The following is a 19,948-nucleotide window of genomic DNA, read 5'->3' on the forward strand; positions in this document are numbered from 1 at the left end:
GCTCCTCAGCGCGCGCGCTCCGTGACATCCTGCAGGCGTGGAGGAGCAGGCGCCGCTCGGGCTGGGGCTCGTCGAAGGCATCGTCTTCGCGGGCCGCTACCGCGTGCTCCGGCGGCTCGGCGCGGGGGGCATGGGCGCGGTCTACGAGGCGCTGCACGCGCAGACCGACAGGCGCTGCGCGCTCAAGGTCATGCACGCGCACATCGCCGAGCGGCAGGACCTGCGCGAGCGGTTCGCGCTCGAGGCCAGGCTCGCGGCGCGGGTGGGGGGCGGCGGGGTCGTGGACGTGCTGGACGCCGGCGTCGACGAGGCGACCGGCGCGCCGTTCCTCGTGATGGAGCTCCTTCGCGGAGAGGACCTGAGCCAGCGGCTCCAGCGGCTGGGCCGGCTCTCGCCGGACGAGGCGGTGCGCGCCCTGCATGAGACCGCGGTGGCGCTCGACACGATGCACCGGGCGTCCGTGATCCACCGCGATCTGAAGCCGGGGAACCTGTTCCTCGCCGAGCAGGACGGGCAGGCGCGGATCAAGGTGCTCGATTTCGGCGTGGCGAAGCTCATGGCCGAGGGGGCGGCCACCGGGACGGCCACGGCCGTGGGGACGCCGCTGTACATGGCGCCGGAGCAGCTCCTGGGCGCGAAGGTGACGGCCGCCGTGGATCGGTACGCGCTGGGGATGATCGCCTACACGTTCCTCGCGGGAGAGGCGTACTGGGCGCAGGAGCTCGCCCAGCACGACAACCTGCTCGCGTTCGCGCTCGTCACGACGCGAGGCCCCGGCGAGCGCGCGAGCGCGCGCGCGGCGCGGCGCGGCGTGGAGCTGCCGCCCGCGTTCGACGCCTGGTTCGTGAAGGCGACGCACGTCGATCCGTCGGGCCGCTTCGCGAGCGCGCGCGCGGCGGTCGAGGCGCTCGCGGACGTGTGGGGCATCGACGTGCCCCGAGGCGGCGACGAGCCCACGAACGCCGGGGAGGCGCGCGGCGAGCGCGCGGCGGAGGTGGGGACCGGCGCGGCCGAGGCGCGCGCCGGCGGCGAGGGCGATGGCCGGACGCTGACGGCGGACGGCGGCGGGGCGCGCGCCGGCGGCGAGGGCGATGGCCGGACGCTGACGGCGGACGGCGGCGGGGCGCGCGCCGCCGAGCGAGGCGCGACAGCGCAGGTCGACAGCGTCGAGCCGCTCGCGCCGACGGTGCCCGCGCCGGTCGCGGCGCGCCGCCGCGCGCCGTGGGGGCGGCGCGCGCTGGTCGCGGGCGGCGCGCTGGCCATGGTGATGGCCGGGGCCAGCGCGTGGCTCGGCGCCGGCGCGCGGCCGCGGCAGGACGCGGGCGCCCGCTCGTACACGGCGCCCACAGCGGCCTCTCCGCTCGCCGCCCCCGGGACGGTGCTCGCCTGCCCGATCCTGGAGGCCTCGGGCGTCGACGCGCCCGCCGGGTGGCTCGGCGCGGCGGCGGCGGGCGCCGTGTGCGAGCGGGCGCGCGTGATCCTCGGCGGATCCTCGTCGCGCACGCTCGTCCCCGCGGAGCTGCTGTCGCTCCCGGCGCAGCTCGTCGACAGGTTCCCCGAGGACCCGTACGCCGCGCCCGGCGCGCGCGCGACGTCGATCGAGGCGGCCCGCCGGCGGGCGGCGGCGTACGCCGACGGCGAGGTCGTCCGGGAGGGCGCCGGCTTCCGGATCACGCTCGTCCTCCGTCGACCCGACGGGGCCGAGATCGATCGCGCCGCCGGCGCCGGGCGCGCCCTCTACGAGGCCGTGCGCGACGCGATGACGCCCCTCGCCGAGCGGGGCTCGCTCCCGGCGGCGCCGGCGCTCGATCCTGTTGTGACGGATTTTTCTCGTGCTAGTGACATCGACGACGGTCTCGCGCTTGTCGATCTCGCCCTGGCCATGAGCCACAACGCGGGCGGGCTCCCCGAGGAATGCTCTCGGGTCGCGGCGAGGAGCGCCGAGCTCGCGGAGATGGGGCCCGGCGAGCGCTGGCGCTGCGCCTACACGCTCGGCCTCCCGCTGCCGGAGGTGGCGCTGCCTCCCCTGGATCCCGCGTCACCGGGCGGGCTCGCCGCGCGCGCGCGCGTCGAGCACAACGCGCGATCCGCGGACGACCCGGCGGTGAACGCCGAGCTCGATCGGCGCTTCCAGCGCGAGACCTCCGCGCTCGGCCGCTCTACGCTCGCGGCGACGCTCTCGTGCCTCCTCCAGCCGTCCGACCCGAGGCGGGCCGAGGAGATGGCGATGCTCGCGGTGCAGGCCGAGCCGGAGAACGCGATCGGCGAGCTCTGCGCGCCCTGGCCCCAGCTCGTCGCGGTGACGCAGGGCACCTCGAGCGCCGCGGTCGCGCTGCGCGCGATGCAGGCATGGGCGCCCTGGGACAGCTACGGGTGGCTGTTCCACGCGAAGAGCTCGGGTGACCGGGCCGCCGCGCTCGCGTACGCCCGGCGCGCCTACACGCTCTCGCCCCTCGACACGTACGTGGCCAGCACCCTCGCCGACGCGCTGCTCGCCGCCGGCGCGCGCGAGGAGGTGCGGAGCATCGCGCTCGCGCTCGCGGGCGGCGGCTACCCTGTCCACCGGCTCCGGAGCGAGCTCCTCCTGCTGCGCGTCGAGGCGAGCGAGGCGCGCTTCGGCGCCGCGCTCGCGCGGGCGCGGCAGGCCATGGTCGTCTCCGCGGACGACGCCGGGTGGCTCCGCGCGGAGCGCTTCGAGATCGCGTGGCACGCGCTGCAGATCGCGCTCGTCCTCGGCCGCGCGCGGGAGGTCGCCGACGTCATCGTGGAGCGCTTCCTGGATCCCGAGCCCCCGCCGCTCGACGTCGCGCACCTCGACGTGCCGCTGCGCCTGCCCGCCGTCTGCGCGCACGCCTCGCCCGCCGTCTCCCGCCGCTGCTTCGCCCGGTTCCGAGCGCTCCGGCAGCCGCTGTCGTACAGCGCCCTCCCGGACGCGGACGCCTTCACGGCGGGCGCCGAGCGCTACGCGGCGGGCGATCTCGCGGGCGCGGCGCGCGCGTTCCGCCCGCTGCTCCGGACGCCGGGCCCGTTCGTCGAGGTGCTCGCCGGGCCGATGGCGGAGGCGTTCGAGCGCGCGGGGGAGCTCGAGCTCATCGACCGCCTGGACGCGGCGGTCGCCGACCGGTCCGCGGAGCTCAACGGGGCGAGCCTCGCGCTGGTGCGCGCCGCGCGCCGCGCCGCCCGGCGCGGCGACGGCGATCGGGCGCGGGGGCTCGCGAGGCAGGTCCTCGACGCGTGGTCCGTGGCCGACGAGCCCGTCCCGGCGGTGGCCGAGATGCGCCGGCTCGCCCAGGCGCCCCGCGGCGCGGCGCGGTGAGCCGGGCGCGGGCGCTCGCCTCATTCGCAGGTCTGACCGCACACGCTCTCCACCTCGCCGACACAGACGCTGTCCCAGGCGGTCGTGCAGCAGTAAGGGTCTGCGGCGCAGACCTCCCAGACGCAGTAGGTCGCGGTGTCCGGCTCTGGCTCGCATCGGCTGCCGGTGGCGCAGAGCGGGTGGGAGCAGTCCCCGTCGTGCATGCGGCACGCCCAGCTACCCGCCACGCTCTCGAGCTCGCTGACGCAGACGCTGTCCCAGGCGACCGTGCAGCAGTAGGGATCGACGGCGCAGACCTCCGTCACGCTCGGGCTGCACCACTTGTCGAGCGCCGCGCCGGTCGTGCACTTGTCGTGGCTGCACACGGTCGCCCAGCCCTCCGGCCCGCTGGCGAGATCGCTCGGGTCGTTGAGGAAGACGGTGACCCCGTGCTCCCACCGGTAGGTGCTGGAGGGCCCCTCCTTGCAGTCGAGATAGGTTGACTCCGGCGCGGGGCCCGTGGCCGCGCAGACGTGGGGGAAGGCGCCGAGAGGTCGGCAGGGGAGGGTCGGGGCGTCGAGCTCGCAATCCAGGCCCCGACCCGCGCAGAACCGATCGGTGAAGTACGCCTCGCCCTCGGACCAGATCTCGCTGTAGCAGGCGTGTCTCCCGTCGTCGTCGCCTGCCGATGCATGGCTCGCCGGCGGCGCCTTGAAGATATCCCCGTAGAACGCGCCCTCCGCATAGGTGAACACCTCCCGCTCCGCGGCCGGGTACGTGATGGTGGCGCCGGCCCTTGCCTTGATGGCTCGGGGCGAGACAGACCCCGTGTGGGCTGGCGCCACCATCACGCTGAAGTACGTGTCGTCGAGGTGCCCGCTCGGGGCGGCGCCCACGTCCCAGGGACACGTGAACTCGATCGGCTGGTCCTCGCCGAACCCTCCCACGAAGCCCGCATAGTGGAACGGATAGCCCGGGGGGTTCGAGCGGTCGGCCAGGCCATGGTCACAGCCGTGGATGCCCTTGCACACGCGCGCGATCACCGGCTCCTTCACCGGATCCCTGCGCTCCAGGCTCACCCGCTTGCCGCGCTTGCAGATCCCGACGTAGCCCGCGGTCCAGCCGCAGTTCTCGTGGAGGGTCGGCGGCCCTCCGTGACCGCAGGCGTCGAAGCTCTGGATCGAAGGCCCTTCGCGGAGCGCGCGCTGGACCGGCACCGCGTCGAGGAGCGTGAGCCTGTCATCCTGGTCGCGGATCGAGACAGGGACCTGCTTGCCGAGCGCGTTCACCCGCGCGAGGACGCAGGCGGAGACGGCCTCGAGGCACCCGGGCTGCGCCGGGTCCTTCATCCAGCTCCCGAGCGTGGATGTGTCGCCGCAGAGCCCGAGCTCACCGCTCCAGGTGTGGCCCCCGGCCGCGACGGACACGCCGGGGTCGATGGCGCACCCGACGACGTACTTCAGGAGCTCCTTCTCGCTGTCGGGGCCTGTCGCCGTGAACCCGGCGCCGGGGCCCCGGCTCGCGAGGATGGCCTCGAGCGCGGGCACGAGCGCGAGGCGGCGCGACTGAAGCTCGTTGAGGAAACCGAGGTTCCGCGGGACGGCTCTGGTGCTGAGCCCATTCCGCGGCATCCTGTCTCTGGCCGAGGAGAGCTGCGTCGAGGCAGCGAGGGCGACGGGGACGAGCGCGAGCGAGACGAGGAGGGGTCGAAGGGTCATGCGCCGATGGTTCATGCGCCCAGCCATTACAAGGCCCGTGCCCGCCGGTCCGGCGCGCCCCCCTGCGCGCGCGAGGCCGTGTTGCGCCGGCGGTGCGTCGGCCGCGTTCCCTCGACGCCGGGCCGCCTACGTCGCGGGAAGTACCCCGGATCACCGGCGTTCCTGGCGTCGCGCGCCCCGGGCCGGCGTGTTGACGGCCGCGCGGAGGGTGGGTAGCGGAAGCAGAGGAAGCGCCGATGCCCCGGGTCCCTGACAGCGGAACGATCTCCGCGACGCCGGCTCTCCCGGCGGCGGCGGACGGCGCGTCGGGCGCGCACCTCTTCCTCGTCCTCGAGGGCCACCGCCCGCTCGCGCCCCCCGTCCGCGTGGCGCTCGCCGGCCTCGGCGAGATCGTCGTGGGCCGCGGCGCCGCGCGATCCATCGAGGCGCGGACCGCCGGCGCCGTCCACGGCCTTGTCGTGCGCGCGCCCGATCCCTGGCTCTCCTCGACGCACGCGCGCCTGGTCCGGGTGCTCCAGCGCTGGATGTTCGAGGACGCCGGCTCGAAGAACGGCAGCTCCGTCAACGGCGCCAGGGTAGAGCGCGCCGAGCTCCGCGACGGCGACGTCATCGAGCTCGGGCACACGTTCTTCGTCTTCCGCGCCGCCCTGCCGAGCGCGCCGGGGGCGCCGGCGGTGTTCGACGCGTCGGCGCTCGAGGGGGCGGCGCCCGGCCTCGCGACGCTGCTCCCCCCGCTGGGCCGCAAATTCGCCCAGATCGCGCCGATCGCGCGCTCGACCATCTCCGTGCTGATCGAGGGCGAGACGGGCACGGGCAAGGAGGTGGTCGCGCGCGCCCTCCACGCGCTCTCGGGGCGGTCCGGCGAGTTCGTGGCGCTCAACTGCGGCGCGCTCCCCCGCGAGCTCGTCGAGGGGGAGCTGTTCGGCCACCGCCGGGGCGCGTTCTCCGGCGCGACGGAGGATCGCGTGGGCCTCGTGCGCAGCGCCGATCGCGGGACGCTGTTCCTCGACGAGATCGGCGACCTGCCCGCGTCGTCCCAGGCGGCGCTGCTGCGGGTGCTCCAGGAGCGCGAGGTGCGCCCCGTGGGCGGCACGCGCGCCGTGCCGGTCGATCTGCGGGTCCTCGCCGCCACGCACCGGCCGCTGGATCAGATGGTCGCTTCGGGCGATTTCCGCGCGGATCTGCTCGCGCGCCTCACGGGCCACCGGCTCGATCTGCCGCCGCTGCGGGAGCGTCGCGAGGACCTCGGCCTGCTTGCCGCCGCGCTGCTGCGCCGCCTCGATGCGGCGGGGGCCGACCGGGTGCAGCTCCACCCGGGCGCGGCGCGCGCCCTGCTCGGGTATTCATGGCCCGGCAACATCCGGGAGCTCGAGAAGTGCCTGGAGACGTCCGTGGTGCTCGCCGGCGAGGCGAGGCGGGTGGAGCTCGAGCACCTGCCCGAGGCGGTGCGGCGCGCGAGCGCCGAGGCCTCCCGGCCGCCGAGCGAGGACGACGCGCGGCGGGAGGAGCTGCTCGCGCTCCTGCGCGAGCACCGGGGCAACATCACGCGCGTGGCGGAAGCCATGGGCAAGGCGCGGATGCAGATCCAGCGCTGGCTCAAGCGGTACGGCATCGATCCGGAGCAGTTTCGCGGCTGATCGCCGGTGCAACGGGCGCAACACCCGGCGTGCGCCGCGCGAGCGCGACGACGCCGTGTCACGACCGGCCTCACCCGGGAGAGACGGCGTGCAACGGGTGCAACAGAACCCTCGAGGGCAGGTTCCACCTCGAGGGCGCGCTGACCCGGCGGAGGCTCGTCGAGGGCGCCTGAGCGGAGCGACGGTCCCCGGCAATCCAGGAGGGGAGGAGGGACAGAGGCGCAAGGCCGCTCGGGCACCGCGCCGCGCCGGCTCGGGTCTGTCCGTGAAGGGGGTTGGCGCGAGCCGTGCAATGTCCACGGCGCGATCGCACGAGAGCGATCGTCCACTGCAACCAGCCCTTTGTTACGGAGAGATCCTCATGAAAAGCATTCGCGTCCTCGCTCGGGTCCTGACCGGTCTGGCCATCGCAGCAGCGTCCTTCAGCGTGCTCGGCACACCGCCGGCCGACGCGCGCGAGCCCACGCCTGCCGCGGCCTGCCTCTTCGAGACGGACTATGTCGGCGACTACGGGGTCAGCGCCGACGGCATCTCCAACCGCAGCGGGGGCTTTGCGTGGTCCACCGCGCGCAACATTTACTGCCCCATCCCGACGGCGCTCCGCGACTCGGGACAGCCGATCTTCGTCGACGGGTACGACGGGAACAACGAGACCAGTGGTCAGGTCACCGCCCGTGTCTGCATGACGTCGTGGGCAGGGGGGGCCGCCGTTTGTGCGAACCCCGGTTTGATCACGCAGAACACCGAGACCGGCTTCTTCATCGGGCGCAGCCTCGACGCGGCCAACATCAACCACCTCAGGAACCCGGCGCTGGCGGACAACTACCCGGTGCTCGTCATCTCGATCCCGCGCGGCGGCACCGGGGGCAACAGCAGGATCGCCGGCATCCAGACCTGGTGAGCGGGCCAGGAGAGCCGCTGAAGGCCGTCGTTCATCGATCGTCGAGGAGGAGCACCATGTCGCGCGTCCATCGTCTCTCATCGCTGCTTCGCGTCGTGTGGCCGGCCGGCGTGGGCGTCGCCGCCGCCGTGATCTCTTCGCTCGTGCTCGCCCCGAAGGCGGGCCGCCCGGCTTCCGTCGTGACGCCGGCGGCCGTCGACGAAGCTCCGCCTCTCGCGGCGCTGCCCATGAACGCCGGCGTCCTCCCGGCGGCGGAGCGCGCCTCGACGGTCCAGGCTTCCCCGCCCGTGGCGCCTTCAGGACGCGCGCCGGAGCCTCCGCCCGCGGCGCGGCCCCCGCCCGACGCCGCGGAGGTCGAGGCCGAGCGCGGGCGCGTGATCGCCGAGCAGCGCGAGCGGATAGCGCGGCTCGAGGCCGAGCCGCTCGACGACGCCTGGTCGAGCGGCGCGACCGAGACGCTCCGAGCCGAGATCGCGCGCGTCGCGGAGGAGTTCGAGCACGCCGGCAAGGTCGAGCGGCTCTCGTGCCGCACGTCCGGCTGCGTCGCGACGGTCGAGTTCGCGAGCTTCGCGGAGGCGCAGGCGGGGTACATGCGTTACCTGACGCACGCGCTCGGCATGCGCTGCGCGCAGAGCGCCGCCCTGGATGTGCCGGAGGACGCGACCCGGCCCTTCCAGGTGGACATCGCGTTCACGAGCTGCGCGCGCCCGTGAGGGCGCTCGTCAGTCCCGGCGCTCGTCGTCCGCGCCCGCGCTGAAGTACGCGCTCCGATCCAGCCCGCTCCCCTCGCCCTCGAACAGGAGCAGGTGCGTGAGCGCGATCTCGTGGAGGCGCTCCCAGTACCACGCCGGATCCATGGCGATCCGCGCGCGGCGCCCCGCGATCAGCACCGCGCCCTCGACCTCGTCGTGCTCGCGCGCCGCGGCCCCGCGCCGCCGCGCCGCGGCCGATCCGGCGGGGGGCGGCGCGAGCGACCGGTGCTCCCACTGATCCTCGGCGATGTCGGCCGCGTGCGCGACGAAGTGCACGAACACGTGCAGCCGCCCGTCGGCTGACGCGTCGCGCGCGGCGCCAGCCTCCCGCCGGCTCACGACGATCTGGTGCAGCCCCCGCTCGAGCGACAGGAACGCGCCCGCGTACGCGCCCGTGCAGCGCAGGAGCACGCTCCGGAAGCCGCGCTTCGGCCGGGCGAGCGCCTCGATCACGTCGCCCGGCGCGCGCGGCGGGCCCCACCGGCGGCCCGCGGGCCACGCGGCGTCGCCGGGCCCGGCGCGGTCGCCGTCGATGTGCACCGTCGCGCCCCACCCCCGCCGCGGGAGCTCCTTCAGGAGCGGCGCGAGCCACCGATCGAACGCCCCGTCGTCGAGCTCCTCCAGGATCAGCGTGATCGCGTCGCGCCGCGCCTCCGTCGCGACCATCGCGCGCGGCAGCACCTCGCGGACGCCCTCCCACGCCGCGCGCGCCTCGCCCGCGAGCTCGCGCACCTCCTCGCCCTCGAGCAGCGCCATCAGCGCGAGCTCCTCGACGCTGTGCATCTCCTCCTGCGCGCTCGCGAGCCGCGCCCAGAGCTCGCTCAGCCGGTGGTGCTCGGCCTGCAGCGCCGACGTGTCGAGCTCCTTCCGGCGGTCGCGCGACGCCCCGGTCGCGAGGCTGAGCTGGGTCAGCAGGAAGTCGATCTGCTCCCGGAGCTGCTCGATCGGCGCGAGGCCCATCCACTGGTCCACCTCGCGCCGGAGGTCGCCCACCTGCTCGACGCCGAACGCCCGCTGCGCCGCCCGCGCCGCGCGCCGCCGGCGCGCCTCGAGGCGGAGCGCGGGCGTCTCCGCGCGGGCGACCACGGCGCCGTCGACCGGCGCCGGCGCCTCCGGCTCGCCGGCCTCGGTGACCCACACCGTGAGCTCCCGCGCGTCGCCGCCGAGCCGCGCGAGCAGCCGCGCGAGCGGCGCCGCGAGGTGCTCCTCGATGTGCCGCCGGAGCGCCCGCGCGCCGTAGGCCGGCGCGTGACCGTCCTCGGCGAGCCGCGCGAGCGCGCGCGGCGACACCTCGAGCGCGACGCCCGCCTCGGAGAGCCCGCGGCGCTGGCTCAGGCGCTGCGTCGTGAGGCGGGCGACCTCGGCGAGCTCCGCGCGGGTCAAGGACCGGAACGGCACGACGCGATCGACGCGGTTCACGAACTCCTGCCGGAACGCGCCCGCGACGACGCGCTGGTAGTGCGCCTCGTCCAGCGCGGCCCGCTCCTCCGGGGAGCCCGCGCCCGGCCCGCCGGAGAACCCCGCCTGCGCGCGCCGCTCCGCCGCGCCGAGGTTCGAGGTCATGATCACGATCGCGTTGTGGAAGTAGGCCGTCCTGCCGCGCGCGTCGGAGAGCCGCCCCTCGCCGAGCACCTGGAGCAGGAGGTCGAACACGGCCCGGTGCGCCTTCTCGATCTCGTCGAGCAGGAGCACGCAGAACGGCTGCTCGCGCGCGCGCTGCGTGAGCAGCCCGCCCGCGCCGTCGGTCCCGCGGATCAGCCGATCGGCCGCGCCCTCGCTCGCGAACTCGCTCATGTCGAACCGCGAGAGCCGATCGGGCGAGCCGAAGAGCAGCGCCGCGAGCGCGCGGGCGAGCTCGGTCTTGCCGACGCCCGTCGGCCCCACGAAGAGGAACGTCGCGAGCGGCTTGTCCGGCGGCGAGAGCCCCGCCTTCACCACGGCGATCGTCTCGGCGAGCGCGCGCACCGCGCGCTCCTGCCCGACGACGCTCGCGCCGAGATCGCGCGCCACGCGATCGACCCGGAGCGGCAGGTCGTCGCGCAGCAGGAACGCCGGCATGCCGGTGCGCATCGAGAACAGCTCGTAGAGGTCGCTCCGCCCGAGCGTGACCGGCTCGCCCTGCGCGGTGCGCTCCCGCTCGTGCACGGTGCGCAGGTCCTCGTAGAGGCGCACGGCCTTGCCCGGGAAGGCGCTGTACGGGAGGTAGCGCTCCGCGAGATCGATGAGCGCCGTCAGCGCGTCGCCCGCGACGGCGGGGCGGTGCGGCTCGACCTGGGCGTCGCGCTCGGCGCGCTCGGCGAGCGCCCTCCGGGTGTCGGCGGCCGACAGCGGCTCGATCCGGATGCGGCTCAGGCCGGCGAAGAACGCCCAGTGCCGGCCCTCGAGCGCGTCGAGCCGGTCGTCGCGGAGCTCGCAGACGACGCGCACGCGCCCCTCGTCGAGGTAGGGCCGCATCGCGCCCGCGAGGTCGACGTGGCCGCCGTCGACCCGCTCGGCGAGGAGGTCGTCGAGGTTCTCGAAGTAGAGCACCGCGTCGAGCGCGGCGGCGGCCTCCATCACGCCGTGGACGCGCTCCTGCCACTGGCCGAGCCCGCTCATGCCCGCGATGAGCTGCGCGCCCGACGTCGCGTAGACGAGCCGCGTCTGGCGGGCGACGTACGCCTGCATGAGCGCGGTCTTGCCCGCGTGCTCCGGCCCGACGAGCAGCACGCCGAGGCGCTCCTCGCCGTCGAGCAGCGCGGCGAGGCGCGCGAGCTCCGCGTCGCGGCAGGCGATCGGCGGCGCCGCGAGCGGGCTGCGCTGCGCGGCCACGTGGAGCGGGGTCGCGACCGAGACGAGCGCGTCCACCGCCCTCTTCCGCCGCGCGCGCTCGGCGATGGAGGCGACGCGCTGGCCGGGGTGCGCGCGATCGGGCTCGGGCAGCGGGGCGTGGAGCACCTCCAGGCGGTGCGCGCTCCCGGGCAGGAGCCCGAGGTGGTCCCACGTCGACAGCGACTGCGAGGCGAGGAGCCGGCGCACCTCGCGCCGGATCGCCGGCTCGATCGGCGCGCCCGCCTCCACGTAGAACGCGTGGCCGAGGACCGGCACGAGCACCCACGCGTCGCGCTCGCCGACGCGCGCCTGCTCGCCGGCGGGCACGATGACGCAGGGGAAGCTCACGGGCACCTCGCGCCGCAGCTTGCGCGGCAGGTCCTCGCGCGGGACGGCGACGTCCACGGTGAGGAGGGCCGTGCCCTGCGGGAACGAGAGCCTGGAGATCGCCTCGGGCTGGGCGCGCGCCGCGTGCTCGCGCAGGAAGAGCCGCTGCTCGACGAGGACGTCCTCGTCGCGGCCGAAGCTCGCGGTGTCCGGCGCCGCGACCGGGAAGGCGAGGCACGCGCCGTCGAAGCGCTCGCGCACGAAGACGAGCGCCCGCGCGGTGCGCCCCTCGCGCGCGCCCGCGATGTCCTCGGGTGCGCCCGCTCCGTCCTCGGGTGCGCCCGCTCCGTCCTCAGGAGCGGGCGCGGCTCGTCCGTCGTCGCCCGAGGTCGTGCTCATCCGGGAGGGCGGAGCAGACCCGATCCGCCCTCCCGGCGCAATCGGATCAGCTCACGTGGGGTCGGCCTTGGGCGTGGTCGGCGTGCTCGGGGGCAGCTCGGGCTTCTTGATGTACTCGGTCGGGAGCTCGCCGGTGAGCGCCTTGAGGAACGCGACGACGGCCTTCACCTCGTCCGGCTTGGCCTCCACGCCGAGCTGGTGCCACGCCATCTTGGTCACGGTCTCGTCGAGCGTCGCGAGCGAGCCGTCGTGGAAGTAGGGGAAGGTCTTCTCGACGTTCCTGAGGCTCGGGACGCGGAAGAAGAACTTGTCCTTCTCGTCCTTCGTGTGATCGAAGCGCCCGAAGTCCTTGAGGCCGGTGAACTCCTTCACGAGGCCGAGCTTCTGGAACGTCGAGCCTCCGACGGCGACGCCCGTGTGGCAGGTCGGGCAGCCGAGCGAGATGAACTTGTGGAACCCGGTCTTCTCCTCGGCGGTGAGGGCCTTGTCGTCGCCGTTGAGGTACTTGTCGAAGCGCGACGGCGTGACGAGGCCGCGCTCGAACGCGCCGATCGCCCTGGCCATGTTGTCGTAGGTGATCGGCTCCTTGTCCTCGGGGAACGCGGCCTTGAAGAGGTTCACGTACTCGGGGATCGACTTGAGCGTCGCGATGACCCGCTTCTCGTCCGGCATGGCCATCTCGACGGGGTTCAGGATAGGCCCCTTGGCCTGGTCCTCGAGCGTGACCGCGCGGCCGTCCCAGAACTGGGCGACGTGGTGGCCCGCGTTGTACGCCGAGGGCGAGTTGCGGCCGCCGAGCTGGCCCTTGTGACCCGACGAGAACTGCTTGTTGTCGACCCCGTACGACGAGAGGTCATGACACGAGTTGCAGGAGATATCGTGGTTCTTCGAGAGGCGCGCCTCGTACCACAGCATCCGCCCCAGGGTCACCTTCTCATCGGTGATCGGGTTCTTCTCGTAGTCGAACTTCGCGGGCAGGACCTTGAAGGACTTGACGTCGTCCGGATTGAAGACGAGCGGCTTCGTCTCGCCCGCGGCCGGCGCGGCGGGCTTGCCCGTGGTCGATGCCGCGGGGGGCTGATACTCGTAATCCGCCTGTCGATCGCACGCGCCCAGCCCGGCGGCGACGAGGAGCACACTGATGAGAGAAGAGGGCCAACGCATGATGTCTCCTGGCTCGTGAGGACGCGGTCCACGGTAGAAGTAGCCGCCCTGAACGTCAACGCGCGCCGCGGCCGCTCCGTCGCCATCCGCCGCCGGGGCCGTCGGCACTCAGGCGCGCTGTGCGGCGGCCTCGCGGGGGGGCGTCTGATCGGGTGATGCGTGTTACCGGGGGGTTGCAACTCTTGGTCTTGAAGGTAGCGCCATGGAGGCTGAGATGCCTCCTGAGCGCCTATCTACCCCGAGGTGCGCTCTCCCGTCTCGCCTTGTTTTCTCGATCTTCGCAAGGCGAGACGGGCGGCGCGCGGCGAGGCGGGCGGCGCGCGCCGCATGGCGGCCGGGCAGCGGCGGCCGCGCGGCGAGGGGGGCCCTTGCGCGCACGGGGGCGGCTGGGCAACCCTTGCGGCCGTGGATTCGCCGATCGACAGCGGGGTCGTCCTCATCACCGGCGCGTCGTCCGGCATCGGCCGCGCGGTGGCGCACGAGGTCGCCCGCCGCGCCCGGGCGCTCGTGCTCGTGGCGCGCCGCAAGGATCGCCTGGACGCGCTGCGCGCCGAGCTCGCGGCGACGCGGCCGGAGCTCACCGTGCTCGTCTTCGGCTGCGACGTCACCGATCGGGCGGCCGTCGACGCGATGCTCCGCGCCGCCGCGGCCGAGGTCGGGCAGGTCGACGTCCTCGTCAACAACGCCGGCTTCGGCGACGTCGGCGTGTTCGACCTCTCCGAGTGGTCGCGGACCGAGCAGATGATCGCGCTGAACGTGACGAGCCTCGCGTACCTCACGCACCGGCTCGTCGTCCCGATGGTGTCGCGCGGGCGCGGCGCCATTGCGAACGTGAGCTCCGGCTTCGGGCTCACGTTCGGGCCGGGGATGGCCTCGTACATCGGCACGAAGCACTTCGTCACGAGCTTTACCGAAGCGCTCCGCCTCGACCTCGCCGGCACCGGCGTGCGGGTGACGCAGGTCTGTCCGGGCCCGGTGCAGACCGAGTTCAACGAGATGGCCGGCAACTTCACGGGCCTCGAGCCGCCCGCGCTCCTGTCGATCTCGCCGGAGCGCTGCGCGCGCTCTCTCGTCCGCGCGGTGGACCGGGGCCGCGCGCTCGTGGTGCCCGGGCTGGTGGCGTGGTTCGTCGTGCACCTCGGCGTCGTCTGCCCGCGCTGGCTCCTCCGGCTGGCCTACGGGCCGATCGCGCGCGCGCTGCGCAAGAAGCAGCTCGCCGTGCGCGGCGCGCCGGCGCCTCCCTGAGGCGCGCCGTCGCGGCCGCGGCTGCCCTCACGTCGCGCCGGCGAGCGGCTCGTGGCGGGTGCGCGTCGAGCGCCGTGGCGCGGGCAGGATCGCCCGTGGCGGCGTCCGCCCTTGTGGTAGCGTCGTCCGCGGCTCGCCAGGCCCCTCAGGAGAACGACGGATGAAGAAATATCGGTGCATCGTCTGCGGATTCATCTACGACCCGGCGCTCGGTGACCCCGACACCGGCATCGCGCCGGGGACGCTGTTCGAGCACCTGCCCGACACCTGGATTTGCCCGGACTGCGGCGCGACGAAGGCCGATTTCGAGCCGATCGACGACTGAGCACGCAGGCGCGGGCAGGGCGGGACGGGCACGTCGCTTGGCCGCCCACCGTGCCCGCGTCCCTCCCGGAGGGCTCCCGGCACCCCCTGCGGACCCCTGGCGACCGCAGATCCCTGGCCGGTTCCTGGCCAGCCCGAGGGGGCCCGCGCCTCCAGAAGCCCGGCCGCGGCGGTCATTGTCTGTCCGGGCGGCTCGCGCGGCGCGCCGCCGCCGCCGAGCTCGCGTCGCGTTCGCGGAGCGCCTGGCGAAGGACGCCGACTCCGACGCCGTCGAGACCGCTGCGTGAGCTGCTACCCCCAGAGCGCGGCGAGGTCGAGCTCGACGGCCTCGAACGGCTCGACGCGCACACGCACGGCCTCCCGATGCGTCCCCACTGGGACCCAGCCGCGCGAGGCGAGCGAGTAGACCTCGAGCGTCCTCTTGATCGGGTCGACCAGCCACGCGTGCCGAACGCCCTCGCGCGCGTAGACCGGCATCTTCGTCTTCCGGTCGTGCGTCTCGGTCGATGGGCTCACGACCTCGCAGATCCAGTCGGGCGCGAGCGAGAAATGGGCCGTGGTAGGCAGCTCTGGCATGCGGTTGCGGCGCCAGCCCGCGACGTCGGGCACGAGCGCATCGACCTCGCCCGGCGCCGCCGGGTCGGGGAAGTGCAGCTCCGGCTCGTTCAGGATCCACCAACCGCCCGGGCCACCGCGGCCGCGCTGGAACGGGCCGCGGACCTCCTCGATCAAGCCCGAGCTGGCGTTCGCGTGACGCGGCGCCGGCCGCGGCATCACGTGCAGCTCGCCGCCGATGAGCTCCGCCACCTTGGTCGCCGGGACGGCCTCGAGGTCGGCGTACGTCGCGCGGCGGCGCTTCTCGGCGGGCTGACCCATGGTCACAGCTTAGCCGATGGTACAAATGGTACAAATGGTACATTTGGACCATCGGCGCGCAGCTCGGCGAGCGCGCGGAGGAGCTCCTCCCCGAAGCGTCTGCTCCTCGGCTCGCGCCTGATGAGGAGCATCCCGGCGGCGAGCTCCCGAACGGCCGGCTCTGGCGACCGGCGGACCTCCCGGCGAGCGGAGCGCCGCAGCTTCTTCTTCGTGCTGCGCCTCATTCGGCCTCGGCGGCCAGGTCCACGGCATCGACGTCGACGCCGGCCTCGCGCGCCCAGAGGAGGAGCATGCGCCGCATGCTCATGCCTCGCGCCGCGGCCGCGCGCTTGAACGCGAGCCGCGTCTTCTCCGTGACCATGATCTTGAGCGGCACCTGGTCCTGCTCGCCCGTGAACTGCCGCGCCGCCGCGACGACCGCAGCGCGCGCCTCGCTCGGCCGGGTCGGCCGCAGCTTCGGGTCACCCATCGGCCGGCCCTCCCGCCGCCGCGATCGCGCCCCACACGGCGAGGACCTCCGCCGCCGCCTGCCCGCCTGGCTCCGTCGTGAGCACCGACTCGCCGGCGAGGGCGGCGTCGGGGAACGCGACGCGGGAGCCGAGGCTCGGCGCGACCTCGCCGACGGACGCCAGCGCGTCCCGCGCCGCGCGCCCGCCGCGCGTCCGCTCGTTCACCGCGTTGAGCAGGAACACCCTCCGCGCGCGCGGGCGCCGCAGCTCCTCGCGCACCAGGTCGGCGGAGTCGAGCAGCGCGAGCGTCTCCGCCGCGGCCCACCAGTCGAACGCTCCCGGGCGGAGCGGCACGAGCACCACGTCGGCCGCGATGGCCGCCGCGCGCGTGACGTCGCCGAGCCGCGGCGGCCCGTCCAGCACGGCGACGTCATAGCCGGTCGTCAGCTCGCGGAAGCGCGGCAGGGTGAGCGCGCGATCGGCCTTCGCACAGGCGAGGCCGTCCAGCCTGCTCGGCGCCTCCCGGCTGGCGCTCCAGTCGAGCGCGGACCCCTGCGCGTCGAGGTCCAGCAGCATCGTCCGGCGCCCTTCCAGATGCGCCGCGGCCGCGAGGTTCGAGGCCAGGGTCGTCTTGCCGACGCCGCCCTTCTGGTTGAGCACCGCGAGCGTCAGCGTCGGCATCTCAACGTCCCTCCTCGAGGCGCTGCCGCAGCGCGCCGGCGATCGCAGCGTCGACGACGTCGTCGACGAAGCTGTCGAGCTCGGCCCATTCGCCGACCGGCAGTTCCAGCGCCCGAATGAAGTAGCCCCTGAGCTTCAGCTTCGCCCGCGTGCGCGCGTCCTTCTCGAGCCACTCCAGGCGATCCTTCTCGTTATCCCACTCCGCGACGACCTTCTCGATCATGGTTCCTCACCCCATCCTTCGCAGCGGCACGTGGAGCACTCGCCGAATCAGGTCGACCTCCACGAGGACGCCGTCTTCAGGCCCCGTGAACCGGACAGGCCCGACGCTCGCGATCGCGTATGCTTCGCCGTCGTCGCACGGCAGCCAGAACGGCCGACGCCCCCGACGTGGCGCCGCGGCTTCCGACAGCGCGCGTAAATCTGTCTCGACCACGCGGAACGACCCGCCGAGCACCCACGCGCTCCAGATCCTGTACAGCACGACCACGGAGCCGTTCGGCATCGAGAGCACTCGCCGCCAGCGCGGAAACGCGTCCATGGCTTCTCCCCTCCTTCACGGCCCGAGCAACTTCGGCATCGAACCCGAGCGGTAGGCCTCCTCGAGCTGCGGCCGGAGCGCCTCCCCGACGGTGCTGCCGTCCGGCAGGTAGAGGTCCGCCAGGAACTCCCGCTCGACCGTCGACAGGCCGAGCGCGATCGTCTCGAGCTTCGCCTTCACGAGCAGCACCATCGCCCTCCACCGCTCGCGGCATTGCTGCTCCCAGGCGCGCCGGCGCGCCTCCTCCCAGGAGCGCCTGCCCCGACTCCGCACGACGACCGACGCAAGCTTCGGCAGCGGGAGCGCGAGGCGGACATGCCGGCCAGCCATCGCGAACACCACCGTCTCGGTCCCGGCGACGTCGTCCTGCACCACGCCGCGCTGGGTCGCGCCGGCCCGGGATAGCAGCCCGTCGAGCTCCGCCTTCGAGCGCTCGACCGACACCTCTGTCCCCTTCGCATACGCCATCGTCAGCCCCATCTCCGCCGCGCCTCCGCGGCCGCTGCGCCCAGGCTCGGCACCAGCGAGACGGCGCCGCGCGCGCGCTCCAGGTGTTCCGGCAAGAGGTGCGCGTACAGCTTCGAGGTCCTCGTCTCGCTGTGCCCGAGGACCTGCGAGAGCAGGTACATGTCCGGCACCGCCTTCAGGAAGTGCGCGGCGTACGTGTGCCGCGCCGTGTGCGGCCCGCCGCGCAGCCCCGCCGCCCGGCGCGCCCGATCGAACTGGAGCTTCGGCCAGCAGCGCCAGCGCTCGCCCGTGCTGCACGGGAACACCCACGTGGACGAGCGCCGCTCGCGCCGCAGCCACGGCATCAGCGCCTCGCCGATCGGCACCTCGCGCGGCTCGTTGTCCTTGGGCTGCCATTCCTCGTTCGGCCAGATCCGGATGTGCCCGCGGGCGAAGTCGATCTGCTCCCACGTGAGCGCGAGCGCCTCCCCCTTCCGCATGCCCGTGTTGATCAGGCACACGACGATCGGCAGGAGCTCGGGCGACTGCTCCTCGAGGGCCTCGTAGAGCGCGGTGACCTGGGCCTCGCTCCAGAACGTCACGCGCCCGCGGCCGCGGACCGGGAGCGCTTGGACCGCGAACCGCGCGATCGGCACCGGGATCTCGCGCGCGTACGTGCTGACGGCCTGGAGCACGGCGAGCTCGTTGTTGATGCTGCGCGGCTGGCGGCCGTCCGCGAGCCGCCGGCGCTTGTACGCCTCGACGTGGTCCGTGCTGATCGAGGTGAGACGCAGCTCCCCGAAGTGCTCGATCAGGGTCGCGAGCTGGTACACGCGCACCTTCCAGGTCGAGGCTCTCAGGTGCATCTCAGCGTGAGGGCGGTAGCGGGTCGCGCAGAAGGCGGAGAACGTGGGCGCGCTTCTGACCTCCGCGAGCTCGCCCGCCTCGAGCTCGAGGCGCTTTCGCGCCTCGAAGGCCTCCGCCTCCGCCTTCAGCCCCTTGAGGGTCCACTCCCGCTGCTTCCCCCTGACCGAGATCACCACGCGCCACGTCCCGCGGCGCCCCGCCTTCGGATAGATCGGCACCATCTCCTCCTCGCGCGTCGTCCGGCGCGGCCGCCGCCGGGAAGAGCGCGACGATACCCCACTCGGGGATCCGCCAGTGCCTCCCGACCTTGCTGGCCCCTGGCATGCGGCCCTGCGCGCAGAGCTGCGTCACCGTCTTGGGCGCGATCTGGAGGATCTCCGCCGCCTGCGCCGGCGTCAGGATCTTCGGCGTGGCGCTCACTGGATCTCCTCGCTCCAGAGCGGGAGCATGAGCGGCAGCACCGTGGCCACGGCGTTGCGCGCGCGCTCGCACGCCGCAGGCTCTCGGCAGTCCTCGCCCGCGTCGGCCTCGCACATGTCGCACGGCTCGGCCGGCCCGTTCGCGACCGCGTGATGCCTGCCGGCATGCCCCGTGGGGCGCTGGCAGCGCAGCCCGCGCGGGCCGGGGCTACCGCACGGCGGCGACATCGCCCCCCGGCTCACGGGACGAGCCCCGGCGCCGTCGCCGGCGCCGCCGGCGACGCGAGCCACTGCACCAGCGACGCCGCGCCCTGAAGCGCCTCCTCGAGCTTCTCGAACGCCCGCGGCGGCAACGAGCTCTCGCCGGTGACGTCGACGATGCGACGCCCATCAAATCGGCCGGTGTCGACGACATCGCCGCGGCGCGCGAGCTCCAGGTCGCCGTCGCAATTCATGCCCGCGCTGTACCCGACGCCATCGACGTACACCGACACGCGCAGCATCGGGACACCCGGGATCACCTCGAGCATCATGACCAGACCCTCCCGCCCGCGGGTCGCGCCGACACCGGCCCCACCAGCCGCCAGGGCTTGTCGGGGTCCGGCGACCGCGGCACCGCGACGAAGGTCGCGCCGTCCGCCTCCGTCAGGAACTCCCGCCGCTCCGGCCCCGAGAAGATCAGGCGGCCCGACACCGGGAACTCCACGACGTACAGGCCGCCGCCGAGCTCCTTGCAGGCCACTCCGCGCACGCGCAGCGGCACCGGATCGTCCACGTAGTAGACCCCGTGGTGCCCTGATGGCGCAACGCTCAGCCCCTCGCGCAGCGGGCGCACCCACCGCCACGCAGCCCGGGCGAGCCACCCCGCGATCACCAGCGCGGAAAACACCAAAACGACGCGTTCCAGCATGACGACCTCCGTTCGCCTCGACCCCTGCGGCGCGCAGACTTCCGCGCACCGCGCAACCGAAACACGCGCGCTTGCGCGCGCAGCCGTGCGTTTGGCGGTCCCACCCACCGCCGGATCAGCCACCTGACCAGCTCGTACGCGACGAGCACAGCGAGCACCCCCGACACCCTGGCCTCCCGCCGCCG

19 protein-coding genes and 1 pseudogene are annotated in these 19,948 nt (G+C 74.2%); 6 read left to right on the forward strand and 14 right to left on the reverse strand.

Going from position 1 to position 19,948, the window contains the following annotated elements; all coding sequences use genetic code 11:
* The first annotated feature begins 37 nt into the window (after nucleotides 1-37).
* Nucleotides 38-3,316, forward strand: coding sequence for a protein kinase domain-containing protein (locus WME76_RS02010; RefSeq protein ID WP_437958538.1), 3,279 nt, complete (start codon nucleotides 38-40; stop codon nucleotides 3,314-3,316).
* Nucleotides 3,317-3,336: 20 nt separating this feature from the next.
* Here the strand turns inward: WME76_RS02010 and WME76_RS02015 are convergent, their stop codons facing one another.
* Entirely contained in the window at nucleotides 3,337-5,013 is a 1,677-nt protein-coding gene (locus WME76_RS02015; RefSeq protein WP_437958539.1) for a hypothetical protein, read from the reverse strand.
* A gap of 236 nt (nucleotides 5,014-5,249) precedes the next feature.
* On the opposite strand from WME76_RS02015, the gene WME76_RS02020 reads away from it, so the two are divergent.
* From WME76_RS02020 to WME76_RS02030, 3 genes are all read left to right on the forward strand, one after another.
* Entirely contained in the window at nucleotides 5,250-6,650 is a 1,401-nt protein-coding gene (locus WME76_RS02020) for a sigma 54-interacting transcriptional regulator (RefSeq protein ID WP_437958540.1), read from the forward strand.
* A gap of 361 nt (nucleotides 6,651-7,011) precedes the next feature.
* Nucleotides 7,012-7,551, forward strand: a complete 540-nt coding sequence (locus tag WME76_RS02025; protein ID WP_437958541.1) for a hypothetical protein — start codon at nucleotides 7,012-7,014, stop codon at nucleotides 7,549-7,551.
* A gap of 56 nt (nucleotides 7,552-7,607) precedes the next feature.
* Nucleotides 7,608-8,264, forward strand: coding sequence for a hypothetical protein (locus tag WME76_RS02030; protein WP_437958542.1), 657 nt, complete (start codon nucleotides 7,608-7,610; stop codon nucleotides 8,262-8,264).
* Nucleotides 8,265-8,273: 9 nt separating this feature from the next.
* Here the strand turns inward: WME76_RS02030 and WME76_RS02035 are convergent, their stop codons facing one another.
* Together WME76_RS02035 and WME76_RS02040 are read right to left on the reverse strand one after the other, a co-directional pair.
* A complete protein-coding gene (locus WME76_RS02035; RefSeq protein WP_437958543.1) occupies nucleotides 8,274-11,840 on the reverse strand; it encodes an AAA family ATPase in 3,567 nt (1,188 codons plus the stop codon).
* A 51-nt stretch (nucleotides 11,841-11,891) separates the two neighbouring features.
* Nucleotides 11,892-13,004 carry a cytochrome-c peroxidase gene (locus tag WME76_RS02040; protein ID WP_437958544.1) on the reverse strand — a complete coding sequence of 371 codons (1,113 nt, stop codon included), beginning with the start codon at nucleotides 13,002-13,004 and terminating at the stop codon, nucleotides 11,892-11,894.
* Between the two features lie 405 nt (nucleotides 13,005-13,409).
* On the opposite strand from WME76_RS02040, the gene WME76_RS02045 reads away from it, so the two are divergent.
* Nucleotides 13,410-14,249 carry an SDR family NAD(P)-dependent oxidoreductase gene (locus WME76_RS02045; protein ID WP_437958545.1) on the forward strand — a complete coding sequence of 280 codons (840 nt, stop codon included), beginning with the start codon at nucleotides 13,410-13,412 and terminating at the stop codon, nucleotides 14,247-14,249.
* A gap of 160 nt (nucleotides 14,250-14,409) precedes the next feature.
* Complete coding sequence (rd, locus tag WME76_RS02050; RefSeq protein ID WP_061613696.1) at nucleotides 14,410-14,574, forward strand: rubredoxin; 165 nt, start codon at nucleotides 14,410-14,412, stop codon at nucleotides 14,572-14,574.
* A 290-nt stretch (nucleotides 14,575-14,864) separates the two neighbouring features.
* Here the strand turns inward: rd and WME76_RS02055 are convergent, their stop codons facing one another.
* The 11 genes and pseudogenes from WME76_RS02055 to WME76_RS02105 all read right to left on the reverse strand — a co-directional run bounded on the left by WME76_RS02055 (nucleotide 14,865) and on the right by WME76_RS02105 (nucleotide 19,763).
* Nucleotides 14,865-15,449: a Uma2 family endonuclease gene (locus tag WME76_RS02055; protein ID WP_437958546.1), complete on the reverse strand. Its 585-nt coding sequence runs from the start codon at nucleotides 15,447-15,449 to the stop codon at nucleotides 14,865-14,867.
* Between the two features lie 220 nt (nucleotides 15,450-15,669).
* Entirely contained in the window at nucleotides 15,670-15,918 is a 249-nt protein-coding gene (locus tag WME76_RS02060) for a hypothetical protein (RefSeq protein ID WP_437958547.1), read from the reverse strand.
* Nucleotides 15,911-16,579, reverse strand: a complete 669-nt coding sequence (locus tag WME76_RS02065) for an AAA family ATPase (RefSeq protein WP_437958548.1) — start codon at nucleotides 16,577-16,579, stop codon at nucleotides 15,911-15,913. Before WME76_RS02065 ends, WME76_RS02060 begins: the two co-directional genes overlap by 8 nt.
* 1 nt (nucleotide 16,580) lies before the next feature.
* Nucleotides 16,581-16,802, reverse strand: coding sequence for a hypothetical protein (locus tag WME76_RS02070; RefSeq protein WP_437958549.1), 222 nt, complete (start codon nucleotides 16,800-16,802; stop codon nucleotides 16,581-16,583).
* A gap of 6 nt (nucleotides 16,803-16,808) precedes the next feature.
* Nucleotides 16,809-17,120: a hypothetical protein gene (locus WME76_RS02075; protein ID WP_437958550.1), complete on the reverse strand. Its 312-nt coding sequence runs from the start codon at nucleotides 17,118-17,120 to the stop codon at nucleotides 16,809-16,811.
* Nucleotides 17,121-17,135: 15 nt separating this feature from the next.
* Entirely contained in the window at nucleotides 17,136-17,600 is a 465-nt protein-coding gene (locus WME76_RS02080; protein ID WP_437958551.1) for a hypothetical protein, read from the reverse strand.
* A complete protein-coding gene (locus WME76_RS02085) occupies nucleotides 17,591-18,655 on the reverse strand; it encodes a tyrosine-type recombinase/integrase (RefSeq protein ID WP_437958552.1) in 1,065 nt (354 codons plus the stop codon). Before WME76_RS02085 ends, WME76_RS02080 begins: the two co-directional genes overlap by 10 nt.
* Nucleotides 18,656-18,710: 55 nt before the next feature.
* Nucleotides 18,711-18,926 (reverse strand): annotated as a pseudogene (locus WME76_RS02090) (helix-turn-helix domain-containing protein); the annotation flags it as partial.
* Nucleotides 18,851-19,081: a hypothetical protein gene (locus WME76_RS02095; protein ID WP_437958553.1), complete on the reverse strand. Its 231-nt coding sequence runs from the start codon at nucleotides 19,079-19,081 to the stop codon at nucleotides 18,851-18,853. The gene WME76_RS02095 and the pseudogene WME76_RS02090, both read right to left, overlap by 76 nt.
* A gap of 11 nt (nucleotides 19,082-19,092) precedes the next feature.
* On the reverse strand, nucleotides 19,093-19,386 hold the full coding sequence (locus WME76_RS02100; protein ID WP_437958554.1) for a hypothetical protein: 294 nt from the start codon (nucleotides 19,384-19,386) through the stop codon (nucleotides 19,093-19,095).
* Nucleotides 19,383-19,763: a hypothetical protein gene (locus WME76_RS02105; protein ID WP_437958555.1), complete on the reverse strand. Its 381-nt coding sequence runs from the start codon at nucleotides 19,761-19,763 to the stop codon at nucleotides 19,383-19,385. Before WME76_RS02105 ends, WME76_RS02100 begins: the two co-directional genes overlap by 4 nt.
* Between the last annotated feature and the right edge of the window lie 185 nt (nucleotides 19,764-19,948).

Source organism: Sorangium sp. So ce119 (assembly GCF_051524405.1).
Lineage (GTDB): Bacteria > Myxococcota_A > Polyangia > Polyangiales > Polyangiaceae > Sorangium > Sorangium cellulosum_G.

What these genes read in the sequence shown, in the direction of transcription:
- WME76_RS02015 (WP_437958539.1), bottom strand. Translation starts at nt 5,013, where the DNA reads ATGACCCTTCGACCCCTCCTCGTCTCGCTCGCGCTCGTCCCCGTCGCC.
- WME76_RS02020 (WP_437958540.1), top strand. Translation starts at nt 5,250, where the DNA reads ATGCCCCGGGTCCCTGACAGCGGAACGATCTCCGCGACGCCGGCTCTC.
- WME76_RS02025 (WP_437958541.1), top strand. Translation starts at nt 7,012, where the DNA reads ATGAAAAGCATTCGCGTCCTCGCTCGGGTCCTGACCGGTCTGGCCATC.
- WME76_RS02030 (WP_437958542.1), top strand. Translation starts at nt 7,608, where the DNA reads ATGTCGCGCGTCCATCGTCTCTCATCGCTGCTTCGCGTCGTGTGGCCG.
- WME76_RS02035 (WP_437958543.1), bottom strand. Translation starts at nt 11,840, where the DNA reads ATGAGCACGACCTCGGGCGACGACGGACGAGCCGCGCCCGCTCCTGAG.
- WME76_RS02040 (WP_437958544.1), bottom strand. Translation starts at nt 13,004, where the DNA reads ATGCGTTGGCCCTCTTCTCTCATCAGTGTGCTCCTCGTCGCCGCCGGG.
- rd (WP_061613696.1), top strand. Translation starts at nt 14,410, where the DNA reads ATGAAGAAATATCGGTGCATCGTCTGCGGATTCATCTACGACCCGGCG.
- WME76_RS02055 (WP_437958546.1), bottom strand. Translation starts at nt 15,449, where the DNA reads ATGGGTCAGCCCGCCGAGAAGCGCCGCCGCGCGACGTACGCCGACCTC.
- WME76_RS02060 (WP_437958547.1), bottom strand. Translation starts at nt 15,918, where the DNA reads ATGGGTGACCCGAAGCTGCGGCCGACCCGGCCGAGCGAGGCGCGCGCT.
- WME76_RS02065 (WP_437958548.1), bottom strand. Translation starts at nt 16,579, where the DNA reads ATGCCGACGCTGACGCTCGCGGTGCTCAACCAGAAGGGCGGCGTCGGC.
- WME76_RS02070 (WP_437958549.1), bottom strand. Translation starts at nt 16,802, where the DNA reads ATGATCGAGAAGGTCGTCGCGGAGTGGGATAACGAGAAGGATCGCCTG.
- WME76_RS02075 (WP_437958550.1), bottom strand. Translation starts at nt 17,120, where the DNA reads ATGGACGCGTTTCCGCGCTGGCGGCGAGTGCTCTCGATGCCGAACGGC.
- WME76_RS02080 (WP_437958551.1), bottom strand. Translation starts at nt 17,600, where the DNA reads ATGGGGCTGACGATGGCGTATGCGAAGGGGACAGAGGTGTCGGTCGAG.
- WME76_RS02085 (WP_437958552.1), bottom strand. Translation starts at nt 18,655, where the DNA reads ATGGTGCCGATCTATCCGAAGGCGGGGCGCCGCGGGACGTGGCGCGTG.
- WME76_RS02095 (WP_437958553.1), bottom strand. Translation starts at nt 19,081, where the DNA reads ATGTCGCCGCCGTGCGGTAGCCCCGGCCCGCGCGGGCTGCGCTGCCAG.
- WME76_RS02100 (WP_437958554.1), bottom strand. Translation starts at nt 19,386, where the DNA reads ATGATGCTCGAGGTGATCCCGGGTGTCCCGATGCTGCGCGTGTCGGTG.
- WME76_RS02105 (WP_437958555.1), bottom strand. Translation starts at nt 19,763, where the DNA reads ATGCTGGAACGCGTCGTTTTGGTGTTTTCCGCGCTGGTGATCGCGGGG.